Source organism: Rufibacter immobilis (genome assembly GCF_003721565.1).
Classification (GTDB): domain Bacteria; phylum Bacteroidota; class Bacteroidia; order Cytophagales; family Hymenobacteraceae; genus Nibribacter; species Nibribacter immobilis.
Genome location: NZ_RJJE01000017.1, coordinates 869867 through 893524, shown reverse-complemented (window position 1 = coordinate 893524; position 23658 = coordinate 869867). Strand labels below are relative to the sequence as shown.

Below are 23658 nucleotides of genomic sequence, written 5' to 3'. Positions count from 1 at the left end.
GAACACATGGCAAAGCGCAAATCAAACAAACTGTTGTACATTCTGGGTGGCCTGCTGGTGCTGCTAATAGTAGGACTTCTGGTAGCCAAAAAGAGTGGCTTGATTGGGAAAGAGGAAGGGATAGAAGTAGCGGTGGCCAAAGCGAAACCCACCAATATAGTAGAGAAAGTAAGTGCCTCGGGCAAAGTACAGCCAGAGATAGAAGTTAAAATAAGCCCAGACGTGTCTGGTGAGATCACAGAGCTTTACGTGAAGGAGGGTGATTCTGTGGTGGCCGGACAGTTGCTGCTCCGCATTCGGCCTGACAATTACCAGGCCATGGTGGAGATGCAATCTGCGTCTGTGAGCACCCAGCGGGCTAATTTAGCCCAGGCCAGAGCCAGGCTAGACCAAGCCGAGGCCAACAGCAAGAACATCCGCCAGTCTTATGAAAGGAACCGGAAGTTGTTTGAGCAGAAAGTAATTTCTCAGTCTGAATGGGACGCCGCCCGTTCTCAATTTGAGGCCAACAAAGCTGAGGTAGATGCCGCCCGTCAAAGTGTGCGTGCCGCTGAATCTACGGTGCGTAGCGCCAGCGCCTCTTTGGAAGAATCCAGAAGGAACCTTGACAAAACCACTATCTATGCCCCGGTGAGTGGTACTGTTTCCAAATTGAATGTGGAGAAAGGTGAACGTGTGGTGGGTACCTCACAAATGGCGGGTACCGAAATCATGCGCATCGCCAATCTCAATAATATGGAGATCAGAGTAGATGTAAATGAGAACGATATTGTGCGGGTAAAGCTGGGCGACTCAGCCATTGTGGAGGTAGATTCTTACACCAACACCAACCGGAAGTTCAAAGGCGTGGTGACTTCCATTGCCAATACCGCCAAAGATGCCACCACACTGGAAGCCGTAACTGAATTTGAGGTACGCATCCGTCTGTTGAATGATTCCTATAATGATCTGATCCAGAAAAACGGCCGCACTCCCTTCAGACCAGGTATGACGGCATCGGTAGATATCATCACCGAGCAGAAAACCAATGTACTTTCCGTTCCGTTGGCCTCCGTGACCACCCGTGCCAAAGAGAAAGCCGGTGCCAAAGCCGCCGCTGAAAAGGAGCAGAATCAAAACCAGGGAGAGAAACCGGTGAGGGCCGAAGACAAGCCAGACGAAGTAGTGTTTGTGCACGAAGGCGGAAGAGTGAAAATGGTGAAAGTAACTACTGGTATCAGTGACTTTGACAACATTGAGATCCTTTCAGGCATAAAACCGGGACAGGAAGTGGTATCAGGACCATTCAGAGCCGTGTCTAAACAGTTGAAAGACGGAGACCTCATCACCGTCAAAGACGAAAAGTCTCTGAGCCAGAACATGAAGGAAACTACTACGGAAGAAGAATAGGTTTTGCAGGAAAGAGAAAGAATTGCAGTACTGGGTGGTGGCAGTTGGGCCACCGCTTTAGTTAAAATTTTATCTGAGAACGGAGCAGAAGTCCACTGGTGGCTCCGGAACGAGGAGGACGTACAGCACCTGCGGCAGTACGGCCACAACCCCCGTTACCTGAGCGGAGTTAGCTTCCACCTGGAGCAGGTACTTCCTTCCAATGACATCAAAGAAACCGTTGCCAGCGCAAACTGGGTCATTTTAGCCGTACCGGCGGCTTTTGTGCAGCAGGCACTGTCTGCCCTGGACCAGAATGCATTTGAAGGCAAGACGCTGGTGTCTGCCATTAAAGGCATGATTCCGGGAGAGAACATTCTCATTACCGATTTTCTGGAGGAGCATTACCGGGTGCCGGCAGAACACCAGTGTGTGATCGCGGGTCCCTGCCACGCCGAGGAGGTGGCCCTGGAGAAGCAGTCGTATTTAACCATCGGCTCGCATGATCTTACCCGGGCCGAGGAGTTCTGTGGGTTGCTGCGGAACCGGTACGTTAGTGCCAATCCGTTGCAGGACATTGATGGGGTGGAGTACTGCGCCGTACTGAAGAATATCATTGCCCTTGCCTGCGGAATTGCCCACGGTCTGAACTATGGAGACAATTTTCAGGCGGTGATGGTGTCTAATGCCATGGAAGAAATTGAGCGCTTCCTGCACGCCATTATGCCCCGACCGCGCAACCTTACCGGCAGTGCCTATCTGGGCGACTTATTGGTGACTGCCTATTCCCAGTTCAGCCGTAACCGCACCTTTGGGAACATGATTGGCCGGGGCTATACCGTGAAATCCGCGCAGTTTGAGATGAACATGGTGGCCGAAGGGTATTACGCCGTACAGAGCATCAATGAACTGAATAAGCGCCTCCAGGTGGATATGCCTATTGTATCAGCCGTGTACCGCATCCTGTATGAACGTATCTCACCAGGAGTGGAAATCCAGATCCTGAAGACCAAGTTCAAATAAGCTTTTTCCCAAAGCCTTTAAAACAGAAATCCCGCTCTTTCTAGGGCGGGATTTCTGTTTTAAAGCCCAACGCACTTCCGTTCTACATTGGATATGATGCGTCGAAAACTACTCTTGCGTTTAGGGGCTCTTTTTCCAAAAACAGGCCCTAAACGCACAAAAGGTTAAGGAGCAAATCTTAGAACTTCAGCAGTTCCTCGTACACGCGGTGTACCGGTAACCCCATCACGTTGAAGTAAGAACCTTCTATGCGCTCTATACCTACTAAGCCTAGCCAATCCTGGGCACCGTAGCTTCCGGCTTTATCAAAAGGTTTATATTGGTTTATGTAAAAGTCTATCTCAACGCGGGTTAAGTCTCTGAAGTAAACGGTGGTCACATCATGGAATACCACACTTTTCTCTTTGCTCAGCAGGCACACGCCCGTGTACACCTCATGGCTGCGGCCGGAGAGCAAGGTAAGCATGCGGGTGGCCTGGGCGTGGTCTATGGGCTTGTTCAGGACTTTCTCCTCCAGGCAGACAATGGTATCGGCGGTGATGATGACCTCGTTTTCCTGGAGGTCCTGCTGGTAGGCGCTGGCTTTGTGGGCGGCCAGGTATTCGGCTACTTCGGCCCGGGCCAGTTCCGGCGGATAGTTCTCGTCCACCTCTTTCACCCGCACCTGGAACGGCAGTCCCAGATTGGTGAGCAGTTCTTTACGGCGCGGCGAGTTAGACGCCAATATGTAGGTTTTAGTTAAATTCATTTTCGTCTATTGAGCTAAATAAAAATCCACAGATTACTTTGGGATAGAAGAACGTCGATTTTTGGGGCATCACCGCTCCGGAGTGGCAGACGCGCTGCACTTCTTCCATTTTCACTTCATTCGTGATCAAAGCCAGTTGGGCCTGTCCGGTATCTACTTTGGTGAGGCACTCGGGGAAGGAGCGCACGTAGGAGAGGCCCTGGTACTGGCGCTGCTGCTCCTGGGAGATGCCCAACACCCGTTCCAGAATGAAATAATGCATCACCGTCAGGTCCAGGTCTTTCACTTCCTTAGGAAGCTCCCAAGCCAGTTGGGAATGGACCTCGGGCTTAAGTCTTGCCTTATACGCCTCCCCCTGTAAATACACCCCAAACGCCCACGGCTTGCCCAGAATCACCTCATTTAGGTCATAAGCTTCTTCAATGGGCGTAACGGAAAAGTACTGCTGTAATCTTTCCAGAAAGACTTCCGGTGAAATGGGCAAAGTCTCTAATAGCCGGTGCGTTGGAAGAATCCGAAGATCATCTGACGCGGCATTGGTCAAATACATGAGGTGGTAATGAAACGGTTCCAGGCCTGTGGCAGTAGGGTGCTCCCGCTGCATTTTTTGCCGGTACAGTAGCGAACCTTCGTAACGGTGGTGTCCATCGGCTAGAATCACCTGCTGGTCGCGCAGTTGGTCCACAAACTTCTGGATCACCACGGCATCATGGATGACAGAAAGCACGTCCCGCACCCCCTGGTAGTCCTCAGACTCATAGAGAGGAGACGTGATGCTTTCGTCCATATAGTGCTCCAGTGTGAAATGAGGATCTGAGTAGAGGCCGTGGGTGGCGCTGGTATGCAGTTTGGTTTGCTCAAGTAATTCCACCCGGTCGTTGACGGCGGCGGGAATGGTGTTCTCGTGCCGTAGGATCACCTTCTCAGCCCAGTCATAGGCTTTGATGTGGCACATGAAGCCTTTGCGGCAATATTCCTTGGAGGAACCTGGCAACCTGAAGTACTGATAGTAGACGTAAATGCCGGGCAACGGGTCCTGCTGTAGAATACCGGATCGTTTCCAGTGCTCCACAGTGCGGCGGGCGCTATCGGCGGGGTCTGGCCCCGGCGGCACAGACACATGGATGCTGTTATAGGGGTTGCGGTACAAGGCCTGCCGCTGCTTGGGAGACACTACGTCAAACAGGGGGGAGGTGAGGGCGTCAATGGAGAAAGGCAGCTTAGGATTGTACCGGAAACCTTTGATAGGTAAAATTTCAGCCATAGGTTACTTTTGAGCAGTTTTAGGAAAAAGAGCCGCTAAACGCTCAGGGGGCCAGCCGTTGGATGTGCCAGTTGCCGTTACCATCCAGTTCATAGAGCAGCCGGTCGTGCAGGCGGTTCTGGCGGCCCTGCCAGAATTCAACACGCTCGGGCCTTAGAAGATAGCCTCCCCAATGTTCTGGGCGCGGCACCATATCCAGCTCGTTGAACTTGGCGGTATATTCCTTCTCAAGGGTTTCCAGCACGGTACGGTCGGAGATGGGTTGGCTCTGCGGCGAGGACCAGGCCCCAATCTGGCTTCCGCGTGGACGGCTGTGGAAGTAAGCGTCAGAAACGGCAGCGGTCACGCGCTCAATCTGCCCTTCCACCCGAACCTGTCTTTCCAGCGCCGGCCAGAAGAACGTAAGGGCGGCGTAAGGATTCTCCAGCAATTGGTGTCCTTTGCGGCTTTCATAGTTGGTGTAGAAGACAAAGCCGTCTTTCTCCAGCGCTTTCAGGAGCACCACCCGGGCAGAGGGTTTTCCCTGGGCGCTGGCGGTGCTCAGGGTCATGGCGGTGGGTTCCTCCACTTTGGCGGTGAGGGCTTCCTGCATCCAGGTTTCAAACTGTTGGAACGGGTCTTGCGAAACGGCTTCTACCGTCAACTCCTTCAGGGAGTAATTGATCCGGATATCGTGGAGGGAAAGTGGCTTTTCCATGGCAGTTCTAAGGGCGGTTATAAGTTTCCAAAAGTAGGGGTTTATACTTAAATCGCGCAAAAGAAGCCCAAAAAGCCTTTCCTTTTGCGTTTAAACAGATACGACAGCTCTGCTTTACTCGTTAAAGAAAGCAAACAGGCGCTCTGCAAACCAATTCATGGCGGAAACAGTACGTATACCTACAGAGCGCATTCCACCTAATGAGAAAAGAAGAGATGGCGAAAGTGATTCATAACGGCAGCATACTCATATCAGAACCTTTCCTGGGCGACCCAAACTTTGAGCGAAGCGTGCTGGTGATCTGCCAGCATGACAAAGACGGCACTGTGGGCCTGGTTCTGAACCGGATTTCCAATCTGCATTTATCTGACGTGGTAGAGGTGAACGATGAGGTGTTTGATATGGCCCTGGCCGTGGGAGGCCCCATGCAGCCCAATACCCTGCATTATATTCACCGCCTCTCTCACCTCACCGATGCCCAACCTATCTCTGAGGGTCTATTCTGGGGTGGCGATTTTGAGGAACTAACCAGTTGGCTGAACCAAGGCTTGGTGAAACAGGATGAAATAAGGTTTTTTGTGGGTTATTCCGGGTGGAGTCCTGGGCAGTTGGAAGAGGAAATAGAGAAAAATGTTTGGTTCGTTAACAACAATGCTGCAAATAAATTGCTTACTTTGAATACAGATACCTTGTGGCGCGATATATTGAAAGAGATGGGCGGTAAGTACAAAATGTACGCTAACTATCCCGCAGACCCAAGTTTAAACTAACCCAACGGCGCAGAGCCCCACGTGTATGATGAACCAAGATCAGGAAAATCAGCAAAACGGTAAAACTGAGGAAACCCCTAACCAAAACCCGGCGCAGGACCCGCGTAGTGTCTTGGAGGAACGTTTAGCCGAAATCAATTCCCGCAATGAGTCTGCTGCGGCAGATGTCCCTGCCGTGGAGGAACCAGAAGCCGCCGCCCCTGCAGACGCCACAGAAGTGGCCGCTCCACAGGTAGAACCGGAACTTACGCAGTCATCGGTGTTGGCCTCTGAGGAGACGATCACATCCGTAGAGCCAGCAGAAGGAGAGGGTACCTCCGCTTCAGACACCGTTTCTGAAGAAACGCAGGCCCCTGCCGTTGCGCCGTCTACCGCCCCTTCAGAAGAGTCATCAGCTCCCGCAAAAGAAGCGGCCTTACTGCCTGAGGAAGATCTGCACCACGAAGAAGACCTGCACCCTGAAGAAGATTACTCTCATTTATCCATAGATGAGTTAAGAGCCAAAATACTTTCAGTAGCGCAGGAAGGGAATGCCCGTAAAGCCGGCAGAACCCTGCACCAGCTTTACCGGCTCTATGACCAGCACTTCCAGGAAGAGCGCCAGGAAGCCCTCAACCGTTTCATTGCCGATGGCGGCGAGGCCGATGGTTTTGAGTACAACGCGCCCCGCGCCCACAAAGAGGTGGAGCAGGCCATGCAACGCGTAAAGGAAGCCCGTTTTAGGGAGCAGCGCCAGGAGGAAGAGCAGAAACAGCAGAACCTCCAGAAAAAACGCGATTTGCTGGAGCGCCTGCGGGTATTCATTGAGTCCTCAGAAACCCAAACCAGCGGCAACGCCATCAAGGATCTGCAGAATGAGTGGAAGTCCATTGGGCCGGTGCCTACCGCCGAAGCCCAACAGCTCTGGAACTCTTACCACGCGCTGCTGGACATGTACTACAACAACCGCAGCATTTTCTTTGAGCTGAAGGAGCTGGACCGCAAACGCAACCTGGACGCCAAAACTGTTCTATGCGAGCGGGCCGAGGCTCTGGCGCAGGAGGAAAACATCAATAAAGCCCTGCAGGAACTACGCCATCTGCATGACGAGTGGAAACACATTGGTCCGGTGCCCAATGAGGTGCGTGACCAGATCTGGAACCGCTTCATTCAGGCTTCTGAGCAGGTGCACGAGCGCAAGAAATCATTCTTTGAATCACGCAAAGCCGAGGAACTGGCCAACCTGGAGAAGAAGAGAGCGTTGCTGGCGCAAATTGAACAGTTCCAGCACTTCACCTCAGACCGCATTAATGACTGGCGCGACAAAACTGACCAGATTCAGCAGTTGAAGGAGCAATGGGATGCGGCCGGGCTGGTACCCAAAGAAAACGCAGAAGAGGTCAATAAAGCCTTCTGGAGCAGCTACAAAGCTTTCTTCCACCACAAAAACACCTTCTTCAAAGCCTTAGACGAGGAGAAGATGCAGAACTACCGCCAGAAGGTAGCCCTTTGCGAAGAAGCTGAGAGCCTCCAGAACAGCGAGGAGTGGGACAGCACTAAAGAAAAGCTGATCCAGATGCAGAAGAAATGGAAAACCATTGGCCGGGTACCGGACAAATACTCTGATAAAATCTGGAACCGGTTCCGGAGTGCCTGCAACGCTTTCTTTGACCGTCTGCACCAGGAAGCCCAAAGCAAAGAAACGCAGTTGAACCAGCTTTCGGCGCAGAAGCAGGCTTATTGTGAGCAATTGGCTACTAAAGTGGCAGACCCAACCTTAGTGGGTACGCTGGATGAATTCAACCAGATCCATCAGGAATGGCAGAATCTGGCCACTGAAGGCAAACGCAATGGCAAACTGGAGGACAGATTCCAGCAGCTGCTGGCCAAGTATCTGGACAAAGTGCCGGAGCTGAGCCCAGACCAGAAGGAGCAGACCTTGTTCCAGTTGCAGTTGCAGCACCTCAAGGCCAGCCCAGACGGTGACCAGAAGCTGTACCAGAAAGAGCAGCACCTGCGCCGTGACATCACCTCACTGGAAAACGACATCTCTACCTTGCGCACGAACATTGAGTTTTTTGCCCGTTCCAAGAACGCTGAAAAGCTGCGCGAAGAGTATCAGTCCAAGATTGATGAGGCGCAAAACCGTATCCAGCACCTGAAAAGACAACTGAAAGCGCTGCGTTCCTAAATTTTTCTAACTGACATTCAGTACCTTTAAAAAAAGGTCATAAATAAGTTGAGAGGTCTTTTTGCAAATATCAAAAAGACCTCTACTTTTGTATCGCTTTCAGAAACCACCAGGGTTTTTAAAGCAAAAGCCTCCATAGCTCAGCTGGTAGAGCAACTGACTTGTAATCAGTAGGTCGCTGGTTCGATCCCGGCTGGGGGCTCCTAAGTAGCACTTGATTCTTTTACCCGTTCAGGCGCTGAAATTGAAAATCTTTTTACCGCTTCAGATTCTACCAGATTCAGAAGCAAAAGCCTCCATAGCTCAGCTGGTAGAGCAACTGACTTGTAATCAGTAGGTCGCTGGTTCGATCCCGGCTGGGGGCTCCTTTAAAAGGCTCATCTTGTAAAAAGGTGAGCCTTTTTTTTATTTACTCCTTCCAGCTGCGCCGCATATCTCCACTCCAGTTTAGGCTTTATTTAAGAAAAAGAGGCTCTAAACGCAATAGGTGTTTCTTAGCGTTCATGGGTGTAGAATTGGCTTGTGAAGTTTCCGTTTAGCGGCTCTTTTTTTGAGAATAGAGCCAAAACGGGAAACATTCTACCGCTAGATCAAAAAAGCAGTCTCGCTCAGACAGGTTGAAAGTTGATCTCCGTGCCTCTCTCAAAAACCACATAGGCTCTTTTCCAGGGTGCGTCTCCTAGCATCCTCCATTTGTGACCCTGGCCTGTTGTGTCAGTAGCAATCAGTACTTCTCCGGGTTCTAGCACGAAAATCTCACCAGTACTGGTGGTGAACTCCAGAGTGCCAGTGAGCGAGAGCACATATTGTGTGTCGGGGGCGGGGTGCCAGTCATAGATTCCCCCCGGAGGAGTTTCCTTGAAATGCAGTGAAACTACTTTAGTGAACACCTTTTCGGCAATAATTCCTTCCTGTACCCTGGAATTGCCCTCAGGGTCTGCATATAATTGATACGCTTTGATCATAGTACATCGTTTTACAGTTGATTATACCCTTACCATTCTGTTCTGTTGCCCTAATTGGGTTAGAGGAGCTACATTTCAAGGCAAAAGGTATACCGTTAAAAAGAAGAAGCAACGTAAACAAGAGCATTAAACTGTAGGTGCCGCATGGACAAGCAAGTAATTGAGCAGAAATATATACATTTAAGGATATTTAGATAGGTTAGTGAGGCTCAATGAATAATGTAACTGGATTAGGCTTGCATCTTTGGCTAAAATAACCTTATTTCTATATTTCAAGTAATGCCCTTAATACAAACTATAAAGCATGTATAAACCTCACCGGAATCATAAAAGCACCTTAGTCTTGCTATGTGCTACTTTGCTATTTTCTGGTTGCTATAAAAAAGAAACGCAGAACGCTGAGACTGCCCCCGCAGCTCCCACCACCTCAGTTGAGAAACCTTCTCCAAAAGCAGAAACGCCCAAACCTGGTGCCGCCGTTGTCAATGCCAAAGTAAACGTAGATCTGTACCTGGAGATTTCCAACGGCATGAAAGGCTTTATGCCCCCGGCCGCCGCAGACAAAGAACCCACCGTTTTCCAGACCCGCTTAACCCGGCTCGTTTCTGAGGTGCAGGACGGCATTTACGTGGATGCCAAGCGCTTTTATCTGGCCCGCGAAAACGGACAGGGAAATCCTATTTTAGACAGTGTGTCTTACAACACGCTTAAGAATACGGTGGTGAGCGGCATCAAAGCCGATGTGCGGGGCACGCCGCTTCCGCAGATGTTGCAGGCTGCGCTGGAGAATTCGGTAAAAACCGGGGCGGTGAGCGTGATTGTTTCTGATTTCATCCATGGGCCAGACCCCAATAATCCAGGTCAGTTCCTCTCCCTGGACGCCGACATCAGAAGCAGCCTGAAACTGGCGGAGCACGAGAACTTAGTGGTAGCGGTACTGGCCGAAGGGTCTTCTTTCTACGGCAATTACTATCCGGCAGTGAAAAGGCCAGCGGTGAAGCAAACCCTGAACGGGGAGGAGATCCCCTTTTATATCTGGGTGATTGGCCAGCAGCAGGCGGTGCAGACAGTGACCAATAAAGTACTCCGCAATTTACCGGCGCAACAGGCCTACTTCGGGTTCTCTTATCCTAGCGTTCCTTTCTCGGCAATCCTTAAATCTAACACATTCCGGCCGGCTGGCGTTGTGTATTGCACCAGCCGAACCGCCGAGGTCTGCACCAGCGTAAATTTAAGCCCTGAAAAAGAAGAGCCGGTAGAATTTACCATTGGTCTGAACCTGAAAGATTTACCAGCCTCTATGCAGGAGGTTGCGTATCTGAAGCAGCATCTGAAACTGGCCGTGTCCGGTGGCAAGGCTTCTATTGGTACAGTAATTGCAGCCTCTGATGAAGTGAAGGCTACTCCGGCTCTGGCCCAGTACTCCCATTTTGTACGGGTGAAGGTTCCGCAACTGACGGCTAACAGTGGTACCATCACGGTGCAACTGCCGCAGGTGGTTCCTTCCTGGATTGGGCAGTGGTCTACCGCGAACGACAATAACCCAGCTGCCAGTCCTAAGAAAACGTACCAGTTCAACAAGATAATTGAAGGGGTGCAAGCCCTGTACCGCGACCAAAGCGCCACCGTTTTTAGTGCCACAATGAAGTTTAACAAAGAAAACAACTAAGGATGATCCAAAATTTCTTCTCCGGACTTTATGAGCTTTTCCTGGGGCGGCCCATGCCAGCCAACTATACCAATGACTACCGCGAGGTGATCTTTCCCAACACAGGATTGCAGCTGATCCTCATCACGCTGGCGCTGGTCATTGTCTATTATTATGTACTGAACCGGGCTCTAAGCACCGGGTTCTACAAACCCATGCACTGGGTCATCATGCTTATCATCAATGCGGCCATTGCTTTTGCTGTGCCCCTCATTCAGGTGAACAGCAACGGCGTGGAAACCCATTCTTACACGTACACCTTCGCGTTAGTAAACGCGGTGCTCAGCCTCCTTCTGTTTTTCATTTTCTCATTACTGCTTAAAAAGGGATCTGTCCAAGCCTGGACAACTCCTGTAAAATGGCCTCACTCTAGATAAACTATGGCAAAACTTTTTGTATTCGGGATTGGCGGCACGGGCTCCAGGGTGATTCGTTCCCTGGTCATGCTCATGGCTGCTGGTGTCAAGATTCAGAACTGTGACAAAATTGTGCCCATCATCATTGACCCCGACACCCAGAACGGGGACATGAATCGGACGGTGGAGCTCCTGAAAACTTACAAGCACCTGCACGACCAGTTGGGCAAGCGGGATGAGGGGTTCTTCCATACCAACATCAGCACACTTTCCAGCATTGCCGGCGACGGTTCCGCTAAAATCAGAGACTCCTTTGTGTATGACTTTGGGGGAATCAACAAACCGTTCAAAGACCATGTGGGCTACAACCAACTGGACATTGACAGCCAGGCGCTGGTAGACTTGCTGTTTACCCCAGAGAACCTGCACAACAGCCTGGACGTGGGGTTCAGGGGCAGCCCTAACGTGGGCAGCGTGGTTCTCAATGAAATCATAGACTCACCGGAGATGCGCTTTTTCGCCTCCAACTTCCAGGCAGGAGACCGTATTTTCTTCGTGAGTTCCATCTTCGGGGGTACCGGTGCGGCAGGCTTCCCCTTGTTGCTCAAGAATTTCAAAGACATTCATTCCACGCTGCCTAACGCTTCCAGCCTGAATGCGGCCTTGACCGGGGCCATGGTGGTATTGCCGTACTTCTCCCTGGAGCAGCCGGCGGCCGGAGTGGAGGCAGATTTCATAGACTCCAACACCTTCACCACCAAAGCCAAAGACGCGCTTTCGTATTACCAGCACCACCTTAACGGCGTCAATGCCACCTATTACATAGGAGACACGCCAGACAAACCCCTGGAGAACAACCCGGGCCGGGCCAGCCAGAAAAACGATGCCCACCTCATTGAGCTCCTGAGCGCCATGTCCATCATTGATTTCATGGATTATTCAGACAATGAACTCACAGGATCAGCACTTTATCATGAGTTCGGCTTACGCGAAGACGTAGACAACGTCCAGTTCTCGCACTTAGACGCTGAGACCCGTGACCGCATTGCCAAGCAACTCATCCAGTTCCACTATTTTGCCCGCTACTATCAGAACTACGTTCCGCAAGACGCCCAGGCGGCCTATGCCAAAGGAGTAGACCTGAACGGAGCCATGCGTAATGAGCCGGTGTTCCGGGAGCTGAATAAATTCCTCACCAGCCAGGACTTCGGGTATGAATCTTGGCTGAAGGAGTTGAGCCGTATGGAGCGCACTTTTTCTGCTTTTCACCTGAACGAGCCAGATTTCAACCGCATGGTATCTGACAAGCAAGTGGAAACCGGCTTCCTGAACAAGGGCATCCATCCAGGCTCCTTTGTGAAAGAACTCAACCGGGCATCTGAGTCTATATCGGACCGCGAAGCCTTTAAAGCCACCATCAAGGCGTTTGAGATGGCCACGAATAATCTGGTGGAAGAGAAACTGAAATACTCTTAACCAGCAAGCAGAAGCCTCTAGAAGAGGTTACAGAAAGGAGAAGAAGGACTGCTTTGTATGATTTGCGTTTAGCGGCTCTTTTTCTGAAAACACCTTAAAAACAGTATGATTTATGCCGAAAGTACTTCGTCTTCATAAAACCGGCTCTAACGTAGAAGGTTGGGCTAAAACCAGCCAGATCACCAGCACCGAGATCAAAGACATGGTGGATGGGGCCGGTGGCCGAGCCCAGAAGATCAATGCCTCTATTCCCACGCCCTTTGCCCGCATGCACCTCTTTGAGACAGCGTTTGACTTTGTGAAACGGGGGGTAACGAGCAGCCAAAACAGCATTTACCATAAAATGGTCACCCATTTCTGGGATATGTGGGAACTGCTCTACAACCACCAGAGCTACGCGCAGGGCGGTAACAAAATCGTGATCAGGCGCTGGAACAAGCAGCAACAGTTGGGGGCCATGCAAGCCAACCCAAACACCAACCTCTTAGGTAAAACGCTGGAGCTGTTCATGGCCGACAACCGCTTCAGGGGGATTGATGACCTGTTCCTCTTTTACCTGGAATCCACCGGGCCCCACGGCGACCGCCACATGCAACTGTTGGGCGGTACTTCTCCGCTTACGTTCCTGTTCGTTTCTCCCAACGTGCAGCCGCTGCCCATTAACCGGGCGCAGAACGTAGGGGTCTACTTTGACCACCATTACATCTCCCTGAATGACCGCGAGCGTGACTTTAAGGAATACGTGCACAAACTGTTCGTTTCCAACCCGGCGTTCATCCAGGCGTTTCCTGCGGTTTACAATGCCTTAGATGAGCAGTTGCTCAAGAGCATCAGCATGTCTGGCGTAGTGGGGCAGAATGCCATTGCCAGTGAGTACATGGCATTGGTAGATTTGCAGCAGAACCCGGTTCACGTGGGGCACCTCACTTTCCTGGTGAAGAAAGACCAGACTGCCGTGACCAGCAGCGATCTTTTCCTGCTGCCCACCAATCCGTTTTTCTCCGGCGACCGTCCTATTGTGCTTAAGCCCGATCTGCGGGTTGCGCCGCATGTGAAGTACGTGAACAATCTGGCTTGGCCCGCTAACACCCAAGTAGGCTATGCAGACTCCAAAGAAATTCCGGCTAGATCACTACCAGGGGTAGGATTCAATTATCCATACCTCACCGTGAATGACCTCTTGCAGGAAACCATTGTGCAGGTGCCTTATGAGGTGAATACTGACCGGTTCTTCAGCGGTACGGTGGTTTATCAGCCGGGCGTTTCAGAGAAAGTTTTCAATTACCTGCTGCCGGTTACCAGTCTTTATTTCCAGTATTTTACGCCGGAAGATTTAGCCAATCACCTCACGTTTTACGTGGATGTAAACCATGTGCGGGTGACGCTGCAAGTGCCCACCGAACAGGGTAATATAGTGTACGAGCGCAGCTACTATGACAACCCTTTGAACTCCAAAGACGCCCACGGGCAGGTCATCCCGGAGAAGGGCCATATCCTTAAATCCCGAGTGGGCGTAGGGGTATTCCCTTTCTACAAGTTCACCGATGCGCCTACCTACAATGACTTCTACAAAGTCATGCTGGTAGACGAGGACATTGACCCGCTCATGGTGAGCCGCCACCATTCACTGGCCTTTTTCGCGAATGGAAGACAACTGGAAGCGGGCGGAGGCCTTGTTTCCGCTACGTCCCAACGCCGGACCAAAAAAAGCAACAGCAGCGCGGGCAGTACCTACTATGAGGTGAGAGGCACCCACTTCGACCTCATGGAGCTGACGCACATGGGCGTTGATTTCTCGGGAAAAGCTTTGATTGTGCCGCGCTTCCAGGAAGTGCAGCAGGGAATTCAGAACTTCACGTTCGCCATAGACTTCGGGACCTCCAATACGCATATTGCCTATACTGCCGGGGCGAACCAGGCTCCCAAGGAATTTGCCATCACGGCTAATGACCAGCAGCTGGTCATGCTCAACAAGCCCTCAGACGATAGCTCCCTCACCGATTACCAGCGGTTCCATAAACGGGGCTTCGGCCGACTTTTTGCCGTGGAGACCTTGCTAAAGCGGGAGTTCCTGCCTTTGATCATCGGCTCAGGAGGCTCTTTGTACTCTTTCCCTACCAGAACCGCCACCTGTGAGTCCATTGACTTTGAGAACCAAATTCCCAGCTTGTTCGGGAACATCAACATTGGTTTCTCCATCAATACCGAAGGTACGCATCAGGACCAGTACAAACAGATGTACCATACTGATCTGAAATGGAGCGAGACCCTGTCTAACACCGGAAAGCGGCGCATTGAGGCCTTTTTCCTGGAGATCATGTTACTGATCAAAAACAAGGTAGTCCTGAACCATGGCAACGTGGCTAACACCAAAGTAGTCTGGTTTGCCCCGCTCAGCTTTGATGACTATTCCCGCAATATGTTCCAGAACGTGTGGGACGGTGTGTACCACAGTGTCTTCAAGAATGGCCGTAATACCGCTTGTATAACTGAGTCTGTCGCACCGTTTTATTTCCTGTCCAGAACCGGAGCTGTGGTGCCTAGCCAGGATGAAAACCTAATCAACGTAGACATAGGTGGTGGTACAACGGATGTGCTGCTGTTCACTAACCGCAAGCCTTCGCACAGTTCCTCTTTCCGTTTTGCAGGCAATGATCTGTGGGGCGATGGTTTTGCCACCGTGAAGACGAGCAAAGACAATGGCTTGCTGCAATATGGCGTGGCCCATGTGCTGCAGATTCCGCTCACGGAGGAGGGCAAGGAGTACAAGAAGTTCCTGGAGACAGCCCTGGATAATCCGGATTTCAGCTCCGCAGACATCACCAGCTTGCTCTTCAGCTATGACAAGGAGTTGCACTACAGCTCACAGTTACTGCAGGCCCGGCAATTGCGGCTTATGTTTTACCTGCACTTCGGGGCGCTGATGTACCATTTGGCGCAGCTTACACAGCAAATTGGGGCGCAGGTGCCGCGGTACATCTGTTTCAGCGGGCAGGGAAGTTTGTACATCAAGCTGCTGAGTGCGGGGAATAATCTGTCTAACGTGGAGCGCTATGCGAAAACGGTATTCAGAAAAGTGACAGGGCAGGAGCCGCCGTCTAACTTCAAACTGGTGCTGGTAGACAACCCTAAACAGGTGACTGCCAACGGAGGAGCCATGGCTTTGGACGGAACCAACCTCTCTGACCTCACTGATATCCCGATCATGCGCCCAACCGGGGCGGCTAGCGCCGAAGAAGCCCTGAAGCCGGTGAACAAAAGCCAGATCTCCTCCGCCATCCGGCAGGAGGTGCTGGACAATGTGATGGCATGCCTGGAAATGCTGCTGGACGACGAAGATATAGCGCCACTCATGCGCACCATGGGCGTGGAAGTAGACCCGCACTGGGTCCTGAATTTCATGCGCAACAACCTGCAGGACAGTTACACCATGGTACTGGAAGAAACCCTCAGAGGACTCTCAGACCGAGAGCTGATCCCGGAGACCATGTTCTTCATGCCCCTGAAGCAGTCATTGTACCTCCTGTCTAAAGAGCTGTATCAGCAACAGGTGGGTGCTTTCGTTTAATTCATCTAATGCCTCTGGTGCGGTTCTATAGAATCTTGTACCAGAGGCATTTATTATATCTCATTATCCTATAACAGACATCGGTATGGAATATGTACCAACTATAATAGCTGTGCTGGCGCTTTTGGTAGCCGGCTTTGTGTTTTACAAAGTAAGCGGGCTGGTGTACCGTCTCAAGAACCTGGAAAAGAAAAACCGTGAGTTAGAGGCGGGCCTCAAGGCCATGGAAAACCACATCAGGAGAAGCCAGAAAAGCCAGCCGCAGGAAAACAACAGAAACGCCAGAGGCAATCAGCCGCAGTTATCGGCGCCAGCCCAGCCCACCCGCTCAAACCAGCCACAGGAAGCACGTCAGAAACAACAGCAGCCCGCCAAAGGTCAGCAACAGGAGCCAAGAAACAACCAGAACCAACAGCGCCCGCCGCAGGAACCCAAGCAACGCCCAGAGGGCCAGAACCAGCCGCAACGCCAGCCTAGGGAGCCCCGTCAGCCGCAGGAGCCCCGTCAGAAACAGGGGCAGCAGCCTCAGACCGCCCAGCAGCCTCAACCGCAAGGGCAAGGGGGAGGAGCGGCAAACCAGAACCCACGCCAGCCACAGCAGCAGAGACGGAACGAGAACCGGAGACGCGAGCCCGCTGCCAATGCGGCTGAAACTGAGCAAAATTCCGCAGCCCAACCCGCCCCAGTTCCCACGCTGGGCAAGGAACTGGTGGGAGATAACCTCCTGAGCGAACTCACGCAGCAGCCCGAAACGCCGGTGAGCCGCACTCGTTACTCCATCATTCCGGAGGACGGCATCATTAAAACGCACCAACTGCAGCACAAACCAGACTCAGACAGCTACCTGGAGATTGACACCCCCGCCGATGGCAGTGCCAGCACCAGCTATAGGTTCAACTTAAGCGGAAACCAGGCGTTTGTGATCTCACAGGGCATGGACCGTCTGGAGAACGCTTTCTCTTTTGAGAAACCTTCTAACCGCATGGTGAACCGCATTGTGCAGCAGGGCGATGGTCTTCTGGTGAGAACCAGCAGCGGCTGGAAAATCCAGGACAAAGCACGCATTGACTTCCGGTAATCCTCCACTTGCCACTTTCCTTCAGGAACCGTTTAGGGGCCGTTTTTTCAAAAACAGCCCCTAAACGGTTCCTCTGTTTACGCTTCGGCCGTCAAGTAGTAAAGTTTATACCGCTGCACAGCCAAACAAAATATTTCTGTTTTTGCGCTGTTTTAGGAAAAACGGCCCCTAAAAGCAGTAATTTCATACCACATAGTTAAAGGGCGGTATAGACTGACTTCATCTGCTTTCCACGCCCTGCACCAACCTACATCCATGGAAGGAATATTCATTTTTGAAGCGCTTCTGGTCCTTATTATTCTGGGCTACCAGTGGCGCGTGTACAAAGCCAACCGCCAAAAGATAGACAGCATAGAGCACCTGTTTCCGCCGCAGGCGAGTCTCTCCATTACCCGCCGCACGCTTAGCGGTACTCCTCTTGTTACCCCCAACGCCTTGTCTTTTGACCAGCAGTGGGAGCTATTGTTACAGGGGGAAGATTTCCGGGAAAATTCACCTTCTCATCCGGTAATAAAGAGAATCATTGCCGTTGACGCCCAGGAATTGCACGTGGAGGCCCATGGCCAGGAGGTGCCTTATTTCACCATTCCCATTGAGCAACTAAAGCAGCAGGTTCGGGCTGGCAATATCTTTCTGGTGAAGCATACGCCAACCGCTGCCGCGCCACCGGAACAGGAGCCCGAGACTATTGACCTGATCCAGGCGCAGGCTGCTTCGCCCACTTTTGAGAAGATCATTACCAGCACCAATGAGTACCTGCGGTTGAACAAAGGCGCCGCCGCCGATTTTGAAATTCTCAAGGATGTGGCCGAACGCCATGCCGAGGCCTTGGACAACGAGGTGCAGTCCACCATTGCCACACCGCTTTACGTGGGATTATTGGGTACCTTCTCCGGCGTAATTCTGGGGCTTTCCACGCTGGTCTGGAATGGCCTGAGCGGCTCCTCAGAAGAGGCCTCTGCGTTCATCACAGATCAGAGTATTCCGTCTTTCCTGTTTGGGGTACTCATTGCCATGGCCGGAAGTTTCTGTGGTCTGCTGTTCACCATGCTGGGCAACAACGCCCTTAAAAATGCCCGCAGCACCCGCGACCGCCACAAGAACGATTACTATACTTTCCTGCAAACCCATCTGCTGCCCAAGCTCAACTCAGACATGGCGGCCAGTCTGGGGAACCTGAAATCGGTGCTGGATTCCTTTAACCGCGACTTTCTGGACAAGATCTTGGGCTTCCGCCCGATAGTGGAAACCCTCACCAACAACATCAGCACGCAGAAAGAATTTATCCAGAAGCTGGATGAGATTGGCTTCACCCAGATGGCCAACGCCAACCTGCAGGTGTTTGACAAGATCAAGGAGAGCGAGCGCCTGTTCCAGAACTTCCTGCACTACCAGGAAGCCCTGAATGAATCTGTAAAGCGGGGCGGCGAAATGACCCATAACATCACGCAGGTACTCAACCGCCTCACCAAACTGCAGGAAGGCTTTGATCAGGTGCCAGGGTACTTGCAACAGCATGACGAGGCCATTCAGCGGCAGATTAATTTCTTCTCGCGCCATGAGGAGGAACTGGACACCATTGCCAACCGCACCGAGCAATACTTTGACAAAGCGGCCCTCAAGCTTACTGATCTCATGCAGGCCCGTCTCCAGCACCAGGAGCGCGACGCCCAAAACGCCTATGAGAAATGGCAGGAGCATTTCAGGCGGCTGAATGAAGACAACCTGTACCAGCGCATTCTGGACTACATGCAGCCTTTCCAGAACCTCAATAGCCAGCAAGACACGCTTAACCGGCAGCAACAGGATCTGGCCCAGGAGATACGGCAAACCAATGAGCGCCTGCTGCGCAAAATAGAGGCAGACGCCGAGATCCAACAGAAACTCTTGCAGCAATTAGCAGTCCTGAACGCGAACGTGGAGAAAAGCATGGAGCCGGGGCCCATTAAAGCGGCCATGGGCCGAATCTTCGGGACGGGGCAACCCAACAACAGACGGAAACTCTAGTCAGCATGAACAAAGACAATAGAGATTTCTTCTGGCCCAGCTACGTAGACCTCATGACGGCACTGTTCCTGATCATGCTGGTGTTGTTTGTGCTCAGCTACAAGATGTTCACCGACAAAGACGCGGAGAACCGCCGCAACATTGCCCGGCTACAGGTAGAAGTGCAGGAGAAACGCAAGCTTGATGAGATCAAAGCCGCCCTTGCCCGCCTGGACGGACGCTATTTCCAGTACAACGAGCGCTACAAACGCCATGAACTGCTGGTAGATGTGCTGTTTCCGCAAAGCAGCGCGCAGTTGCCCCAACGGTCATTGGTGCCGTTGCGCCGGGCGGGCGAGGAACTCAGCCGCGTCATCAACTCCATCAAGGGAGAAGACGTGAAGTATTTGATTGTGATTGACGGCAGGGCGGCCAGTTTCCCCAAAGGGGATTCGCGCAACATCACGCAGCGGGAGTATGCGCTGGAGCTGAGCTACAAACGGGCGCTTTCCCTGTTGCAGTTCTGGCAAAACGCCGGCATCAAGTTCCCCAAAGACCGGATTGAGCTCATTGCCTCGGGCAGCGGGTTTGAAGGGGCCGGCCGTACCGGCGATGTGCGGGACCGCCGCTTTGTGATTCAGGTACTGCCTAAAGTGGGAACGCTGGAAAAACAGCAGATCAAGTAGTTAAGCCAAATAAAAGAGCCGCCAAAAGGAAAGTACTTAAGTGTAAAAGGACTTTCCGTTTAGCGGCTCTTTTTTCAGAATCAGGGCTAAAACGCTTCCGCGAAAGCGAAGTACAGGTACATGCCTTGCTCAGAGAAGGCCACGTCTCCGCGTACCACCATTCCTTCTTTGTTCAGTTTGTAGCGCAATCCGCCGCCGCCGGTCAAATGGAAGCGGTTAAAGGCGAAGTCAGGAATCCGTTTGAACACCTGCCCGGCTCCGCCAAACGCCGCACCGCCTACCCGGCCCGCTATCGGGAACCGGTAATCGGCTTGCACCACGGCCGCGTCCTCGTCCCGGAAACGCCCTTCCAGCAATCCCCGCATCACGTAAACTCCGCCAATGGGCGACAGAAACTGAAACGGGGCGTCGCCGGTCACAAAGGTGAAAAGCCCCTGCATGGCCAGCACCCCCGGCCCAATGCCCGACTGGTACTTGCGGAGGTCCACCTTATAGCGCGCAAAATTGTCTTCGCCGCCCAGATACTTCCCGAAGACCATGGTAGAAAACTGATGAAAGTTGCCTCGGGTGGGGGTATAGATGTTGTCGCGGCTGTCTACCAAGGCTACCAAGCCAAAACCAGAGGCGGTGGTGCCTTCACTCCCAATGATGGTTCTCTGGGCCAGTTGCCCCTGGGGATCAACCTTGGGAATGGTTTCGTGCTTGAACTCATACCGAGCGCCTAAATACACTTTATCAAAAATGCGGCGCTCAAACTGGGCGTAGAAATTGACGGTACGGCTGGTGAAAGGCTCTTCGGCCTCATCTGGGGCATCATTCCCAATCCCGAAGAAAAAGTAGGGGTAATCATTGTATTCTACCTGCGCGCTTAAGTGTTTTTTGTTCTTGTCGCGCCACACATCTACCGCAAAGGAGGTGAGAATCTGCTTTTTGGAGGTATAGATGAGGGTAGGGGAGAAAAACGTGGGCCGGTCTGTGGGCGCGTGACCTTCCTCTTTCCGCACATGGATGAGCTTCACGCCCAGCCCCACCTGGGTTTCCGGGGTGTAAAATAAGACAGGGTAAATATTCCATTTACGGCTAGCCGCCGAAACAGAATCTGCCGGAGCACTTTGTGCTTTTGCGGCAAAGGCGGAGGCCGTGAGAGCAAGGGCAAGTAAGGTCTTTTTCACAGGCAGTTCTATGATGGGTCAAGGAGGTATACGCTTAAATAATAATTAAAATATCGCAATACATCAATTCATTGCTGAAGCTGCAATTTTTTCAATTGATTTGATTAAGCGTACGATGATCTGGGAATAGGTTTGCGTTTAGCGGCTCTTTTTGGAAAAACGGCCGCTAAACGCAAACCTATGGCTGCTAAAGGAGTAACCACGTGGGGCTTTGCTTTTTTTTGAGTAGTTTTCGGGAATGAATCCGGAAGAATTAGTGGCGGCTACCGCCCAACACGTAGAAAAACTTTTTACCGGCGAAGGCTCTGGCCATGACTGGTGGCATATCAAACGGGTCTGGCAGAACGCCACTCAAATCGCGAAGCAGGAAAATGCCAACCTCACGGTGGTGCAGTTAGGCGCATTGCTCCATGACATTGCTGATTGGAAATTCAACGCCGGGGATGAGGAAGCGGGTCCGCGGGCAGCCAAAGCGTGGCTAGAATCCCATCACGCCCCAGCAGAATTGATTGAAAAAGTTTGCCAGATCATCAGGGAGGTAACTTTCAAAGGAGCCGGGGTAGACACCACACCCTCCACCCTTGAGGCGCAGGTGGTACAGGACGCAGATCGTCTGGATGCCATTGGCGCCATTGGAATTGGGCGGGCATTTGCCTACGGCGGGCACAAAGACCGTGAAATGTACAGTCCCCATCAACCTCCGCAGCTGCACGCATCTTTTGAGGAATACAAGAAGAACAAAGGCGCCACGCTCAACCACTTCTATGAAAAGCTTTTCCTTTTAAAAGACAGAATCAATACCGCCACCGGCAAAGCCATGGCACAGGAGCGGCACGCGTACATGGAACAGTTTGTGGAGCGTTTCCTTCGTGAGTGGCATGGTGAAGAACCAGCGCCGGAGTACTTTCAGCTTTCCTCTCCCTCAACTGCCGCCCCGGCAGCTTCACCGTTACCTTCATGAACCAAAAGATAAAAGCGGCTTTGGTGGGTTTTGCTTTCTGTGGGGCTACCAGCCTGGCCACGGCCCAGCGCGATTACCAAAGCTACGATCAGCTAACCGCACGGCTCCAGAAACTAAGCAGCAAATACAGCAAACTGAGCACCCTTACCACCGTAGGCAAAACGGCCACCGGTAAAGAAATCTGGCTCCTGACTTTGGGCCGAGATAATGCCGTGAACAAACCGGCCATTGTGATTGCCGCCGGGGTAGAAGGCACGCAACTGGCCACCACTGAACTGGCGGTGCAAATGGCCGAACAAATGTTGCAGGCGGCGGTGTTGCAAGACTCGGTGCGGGAGCTGTTACAGAGCAAGACCTTCTACATTTTCCCCAACCTCATGCCCGATGCTTCAGAACAGTACCATGAGAAACTGCGTTGGGAACGGTCTGCCAACGCCCAACCCATAGATGATGACCGGGACGGCCGCATGTTTGAGGACCCGTTTGAGGATTTAAACAAAGACGGTCTCATTACCATGATGCGCGTGAAAAACCCTACGGGCCTTTACCGTCCGGCCAAGGAAGACCCGCGCATTATGGTCAAGGCCGATGTTTCCAAAGGCGAGAAAGGCGAATACCTGCTCTACACCGAAGGCATTGACAACGACCGCGACGGCAAATGGAACGAAGACCCGGAGGGTGGTGTGGTCTTCAACCGCAACTTCACCTTTGATTATCCTTATTTCCAGGAAGGGGCCGGAGAACATCCCATTTCTGAGCGGGAAACCAAAGCCTTCGCCGATTTTATGTATGATGCCCGCAATGTGTACGCCGTTTTTGTCTTGGGTCCGGCCAATACGCTTTCCCAGCCGCTGGCCTATGACAAAGGCAAGGCTTCTAAACGCATCATCAACGGCCTGCTGGAAAAAGATGCCGCCGTCAATGACCAGATCTCCAAACTCTACAACAATACAACCCAACTGAAGAACGCTCCCAAAGCGGCTCCAAGCAGTGGAGACGTATTGCAGTGGGCTTACTTTCATTACGGCAGGTTCAGTTACAGTACTCCCGGCTGGTGGACGCCGAAAGTATCTGCCCCTAAAGACACGGTGAATGGTAAAGCAGCAGTTGCTCCCTCAGAACATGAAGACGTGAACTTCATCCGGTGGGCCGAAGCCAATGAGGTGGTAGGCGCTTTTGTGGACTGGAAACGGTTCAAACATCCAGATTTCCCGGACCAGGAGGTGGAGATCGGTGGTTTTGCGCCTTATGTGAGACAGACGCCTCCGGTACGTTTACTGGCTCCCGTTGCCCAAAAACATTTTGAATTCTTCTCGGCCTATGCCAAATGGATGCCTTCTTTGCAGATCGTGAACATTACGTCAGAGAAAGTAGCCGGTGGCCTCACCCGCATTACCGCCGATGTCCTGAACCAGGGCTCCTTGCCCACCCATTCAGAGATAGGTGATAAATCCAGATGGGTGCAGAAAGTAAAGGTGACGCTTAAGCTGGAAAATGACCAGAAGCTGGTGTCAGGGAACAAGATTCAGTTGAGCAATGCTTTGGGCGCCGGGGAGAAGTTCCAGGTTACGTGGCTGGTGAACGGCAAAGGCTATGTGACAGTGGAGGCCAGCAGCCCTACCGCCGGAAGCCAATCCAAAGGAGTTAATTTACGCTAGTGAA

The 23658-nt window shown here is 52.1% G+C and carries 18 protein-coding genes and 2 tRNA genes; 15 read left to right on the top strand and 5 right to left on the bottom strand.

Translation table 11 applies throughout. The annotated features are described in order from the left end of the window. Positions 1-6: 6 nt before the first annotated feature. Both EFA69_RS16665 and EFA69_RS16660 read left to right on the top strand, forming a co-directional pair. Positions 7-1389: an efflux RND transporter periplasmic adaptor subunit gene (locus EFA69_RS16665; RefSeq protein WP_123134208.1), complete on the top strand. Its 1383-nt coding sequence runs from the start codon at positions 7-9 to the stop codon at positions 1387-1389. A 3-nt stretch (positions 1390-1392) separates the two neighbouring features. Next, positions 1393-2391, top strand: a complete 999-nt coding sequence (locus EFA69_RS16660; protein ID WP_123134207.1) for an NAD(P)H-dependent glycerol-3-phosphate dehydrogenase — start codon at positions 1393-1395, stop codon at positions 2389-2391. Between the two features lie 178 nt (positions 2392-2569). On the opposite strand, the gene EFA69_RS16655 is transcribed toward EFA69_RS16660, so the two are convergent. The 3 genes from EFA69_RS16655 to pdxH are packed head-to-tail and all read right to left on the bottom strand — an operon-like array spanning position 2570 to position 5100. After that, complete coding sequence (locus EFA69_RS16655; protein ID WP_123134206.1) at positions 2570-3139, bottom strand: Maf family nucleotide pyrophosphatase; 570 nt, start codon at positions 3137-3139, stop codon at positions 2570-2572. After that, on the bottom strand, positions 3126-4403 hold the full coding sequence (locus tag EFA69_RS16650; protein WP_123134205.1) for a DUF1015 domain-containing protein: 1278 nt from the start codon (positions 4401-4403) through the stop codon (positions 3126-3128). The genes EFA69_RS16655 and EFA69_RS16650 overlap by 14 nt, the downstream gene beginning before the upstream one ends. Before the next feature lie 43 nt (positions 4404-4446). Beyond that, positions 4447-5100: a pyridoxamine 5'-phosphate oxidase gene (gene pdxH / locus EFA69_RS16645; protein ID WP_123134204.1), complete on the bottom strand. Its 654-nt coding sequence runs from the start codon at positions 5098-5100 to the stop codon at positions 4447-4449. Positions 5101-5300: 200 nt separating this feature from the next. Between pdxH and EFA69_RS16640 the strand changes: the two genes are divergently transcribed. The 4 genes from EFA69_RS16640 to EFA69_RS16625 all read left to right on the top strand — a co-directional run bounded on the left by EFA69_RS16640 (position 5301) and on the right by EFA69_RS16625 (position 8405). Continuing rightward, entirely contained in the window at positions 5301-5870 is a 570-nt protein-coding gene (locus tag EFA69_RS16640; RefSeq protein WP_245964611.1) for a YqgE/AlgH family protein, read from the top strand. Positions 5871-5895: 25 nt separating this feature from the next. Then, on the top strand, positions 5896-8040 hold the full coding sequence (locus EFA69_RS16635; protein WP_123134203.1) for a DUF349 domain-containing protein: 2145 nt from the start codon (positions 5896-5898) through the stop codon (positions 8038-8040). Positions 8041-8169: 129 nt separating this feature from the next. Continuing rightward, a tRNA-Thr gene (locus EFA69_RS16630) sits at positions 8170-8242 on the top strand. Positions 8243-8332: 90 nt separating this feature from the next. Continuing rightward, positions 8333-8405 (top strand) — tRNA-Thr (locus EFA69_RS16625). Positions 8406-8648: 243 nt separating this feature from the next. Here the strand turns inward: EFA69_RS16625 and EFA69_RS16620 are convergent. Beyond that, positions 8649-9005, bottom strand: coding sequence for a cupin domain-containing protein (locus tag EFA69_RS16620; RefSeq protein WP_123134202.1), 357 nt, complete (start codon positions 9003-9005; stop codon positions 8649-8651). A gap of 304 nt (positions 9006-9309) precedes the next feature. Here EFA69_RS16620 and EFA69_RS16615 point away from each other — a divergent pair, with 304 nt between their 5' ends. The 7 genes from EFA69_RS16615 to EFA69_RS16585 all read left to right on the top strand — a co-directional run bounded on the left by EFA69_RS16615 (position 9310) and on the right by EFA69_RS16585 (position 19863). After that, complete coding sequence (locus tag EFA69_RS16615; protein WP_148041396.1) at positions 9310-10674, top strand: hypothetical protein; 1365 nt, start codon at positions 9310-9312, stop codon at positions 10672-10674. 2 nt (positions 10675-10676) lie between these two features. Beyond that, on the top strand, positions 10677-11090 hold the full coding sequence (locus EFA69_RS16610) for a hypothetical protein (protein ID WP_245964610.1): 414 nt from the start codon (positions 10677-10679) through the stop codon (positions 11088-11090). A 3-nt stretch (positions 11091-11093) separates the two neighbouring features. After that, positions 11094-12545, top strand: coding sequence for a hypothetical protein (locus EFA69_RS16605; RefSeq protein ID WP_123134200.1), 1452 nt, complete (start codon positions 11094-11096; stop codon positions 12543-12545). Positions 12546-12657: 112 nt separating this feature from the next. Next, positions 12658-16113, top strand: a complete 3456-nt coding sequence (locus tag EFA69_RS16600; protein ID WP_123134199.1) for a cell division protein FtsA — start codon at positions 12658-12660, stop codon at positions 16111-16113. 85 nt (positions 16114-16198) lie between these two features. Next, a complete protein-coding gene (locus EFA69_RS16595) occupies positions 16199-17191 on the top strand; it encodes a hypothetical protein (protein WP_148041395.1) in 993 nt (330 codons plus the stop codon). 255 nt (positions 17192-17446) lie between these two features. After that, positions 17447-19198 (top strand): BAR domain-containing protein, encoded by a 1752-nt coding sequence (locus EFA69_RS16590; RefSeq protein WP_123134197.1) that lies wholly within the window; start codon positions 17447-17449, stop codon positions 19196-19198. 5 nt (positions 19199-19203) lie between these two features. Next, entirely contained in the window at positions 19204-19863 is a 660-nt protein-coding gene (locus EFA69_RS16585) for an OmpA family protein (RefSeq protein WP_123134196.1), read from the top strand. A gap of 86 nt (positions 19864-19949) precedes the next feature. On the opposite strand, the gene EFA69_RS16580 is transcribed toward EFA69_RS16585, so the two are convergent. After that, positions 19950-21035 carry a BamA/TamA family outer membrane protein gene (locus EFA69_RS16580; RefSeq protein WP_183906833.1) on the bottom strand — a complete coding sequence of 362 codons (1086 nt, stop codon included), beginning with the start codon at positions 21033-21035 and terminating at the stop codon, positions 19950-19952. Positions 21036-21273: 238 nt separating this feature from the next. Here EFA69_RS16580 and EFA69_RS16575 point away from each other — a divergent pair, with 238 nt between their 5' ends. Then, positions 21274-21996 carry an HD domain-containing protein gene (locus EFA69_RS16575; RefSeq protein WP_123134194.1) on the top strand — a complete coding sequence of 241 codons (723 nt, stop codon included), beginning with the start codon at positions 21274-21276 and terminating at the stop codon, positions 21994-21996. Continuing rightward, complete coding sequence (locus EFA69_RS16570; protein WP_123134193.1) at positions 21993-23654, top strand: M14 family metallopeptidase; 1662 nt, start codon at positions 21993-21995, stop codon at positions 23652-23654. The genes EFA69_RS16575 and EFA69_RS16570 overlap by 4 nt, the downstream gene beginning before the upstream one ends. Positions 23655-23658: the final 4 nt, after the last annotated feature.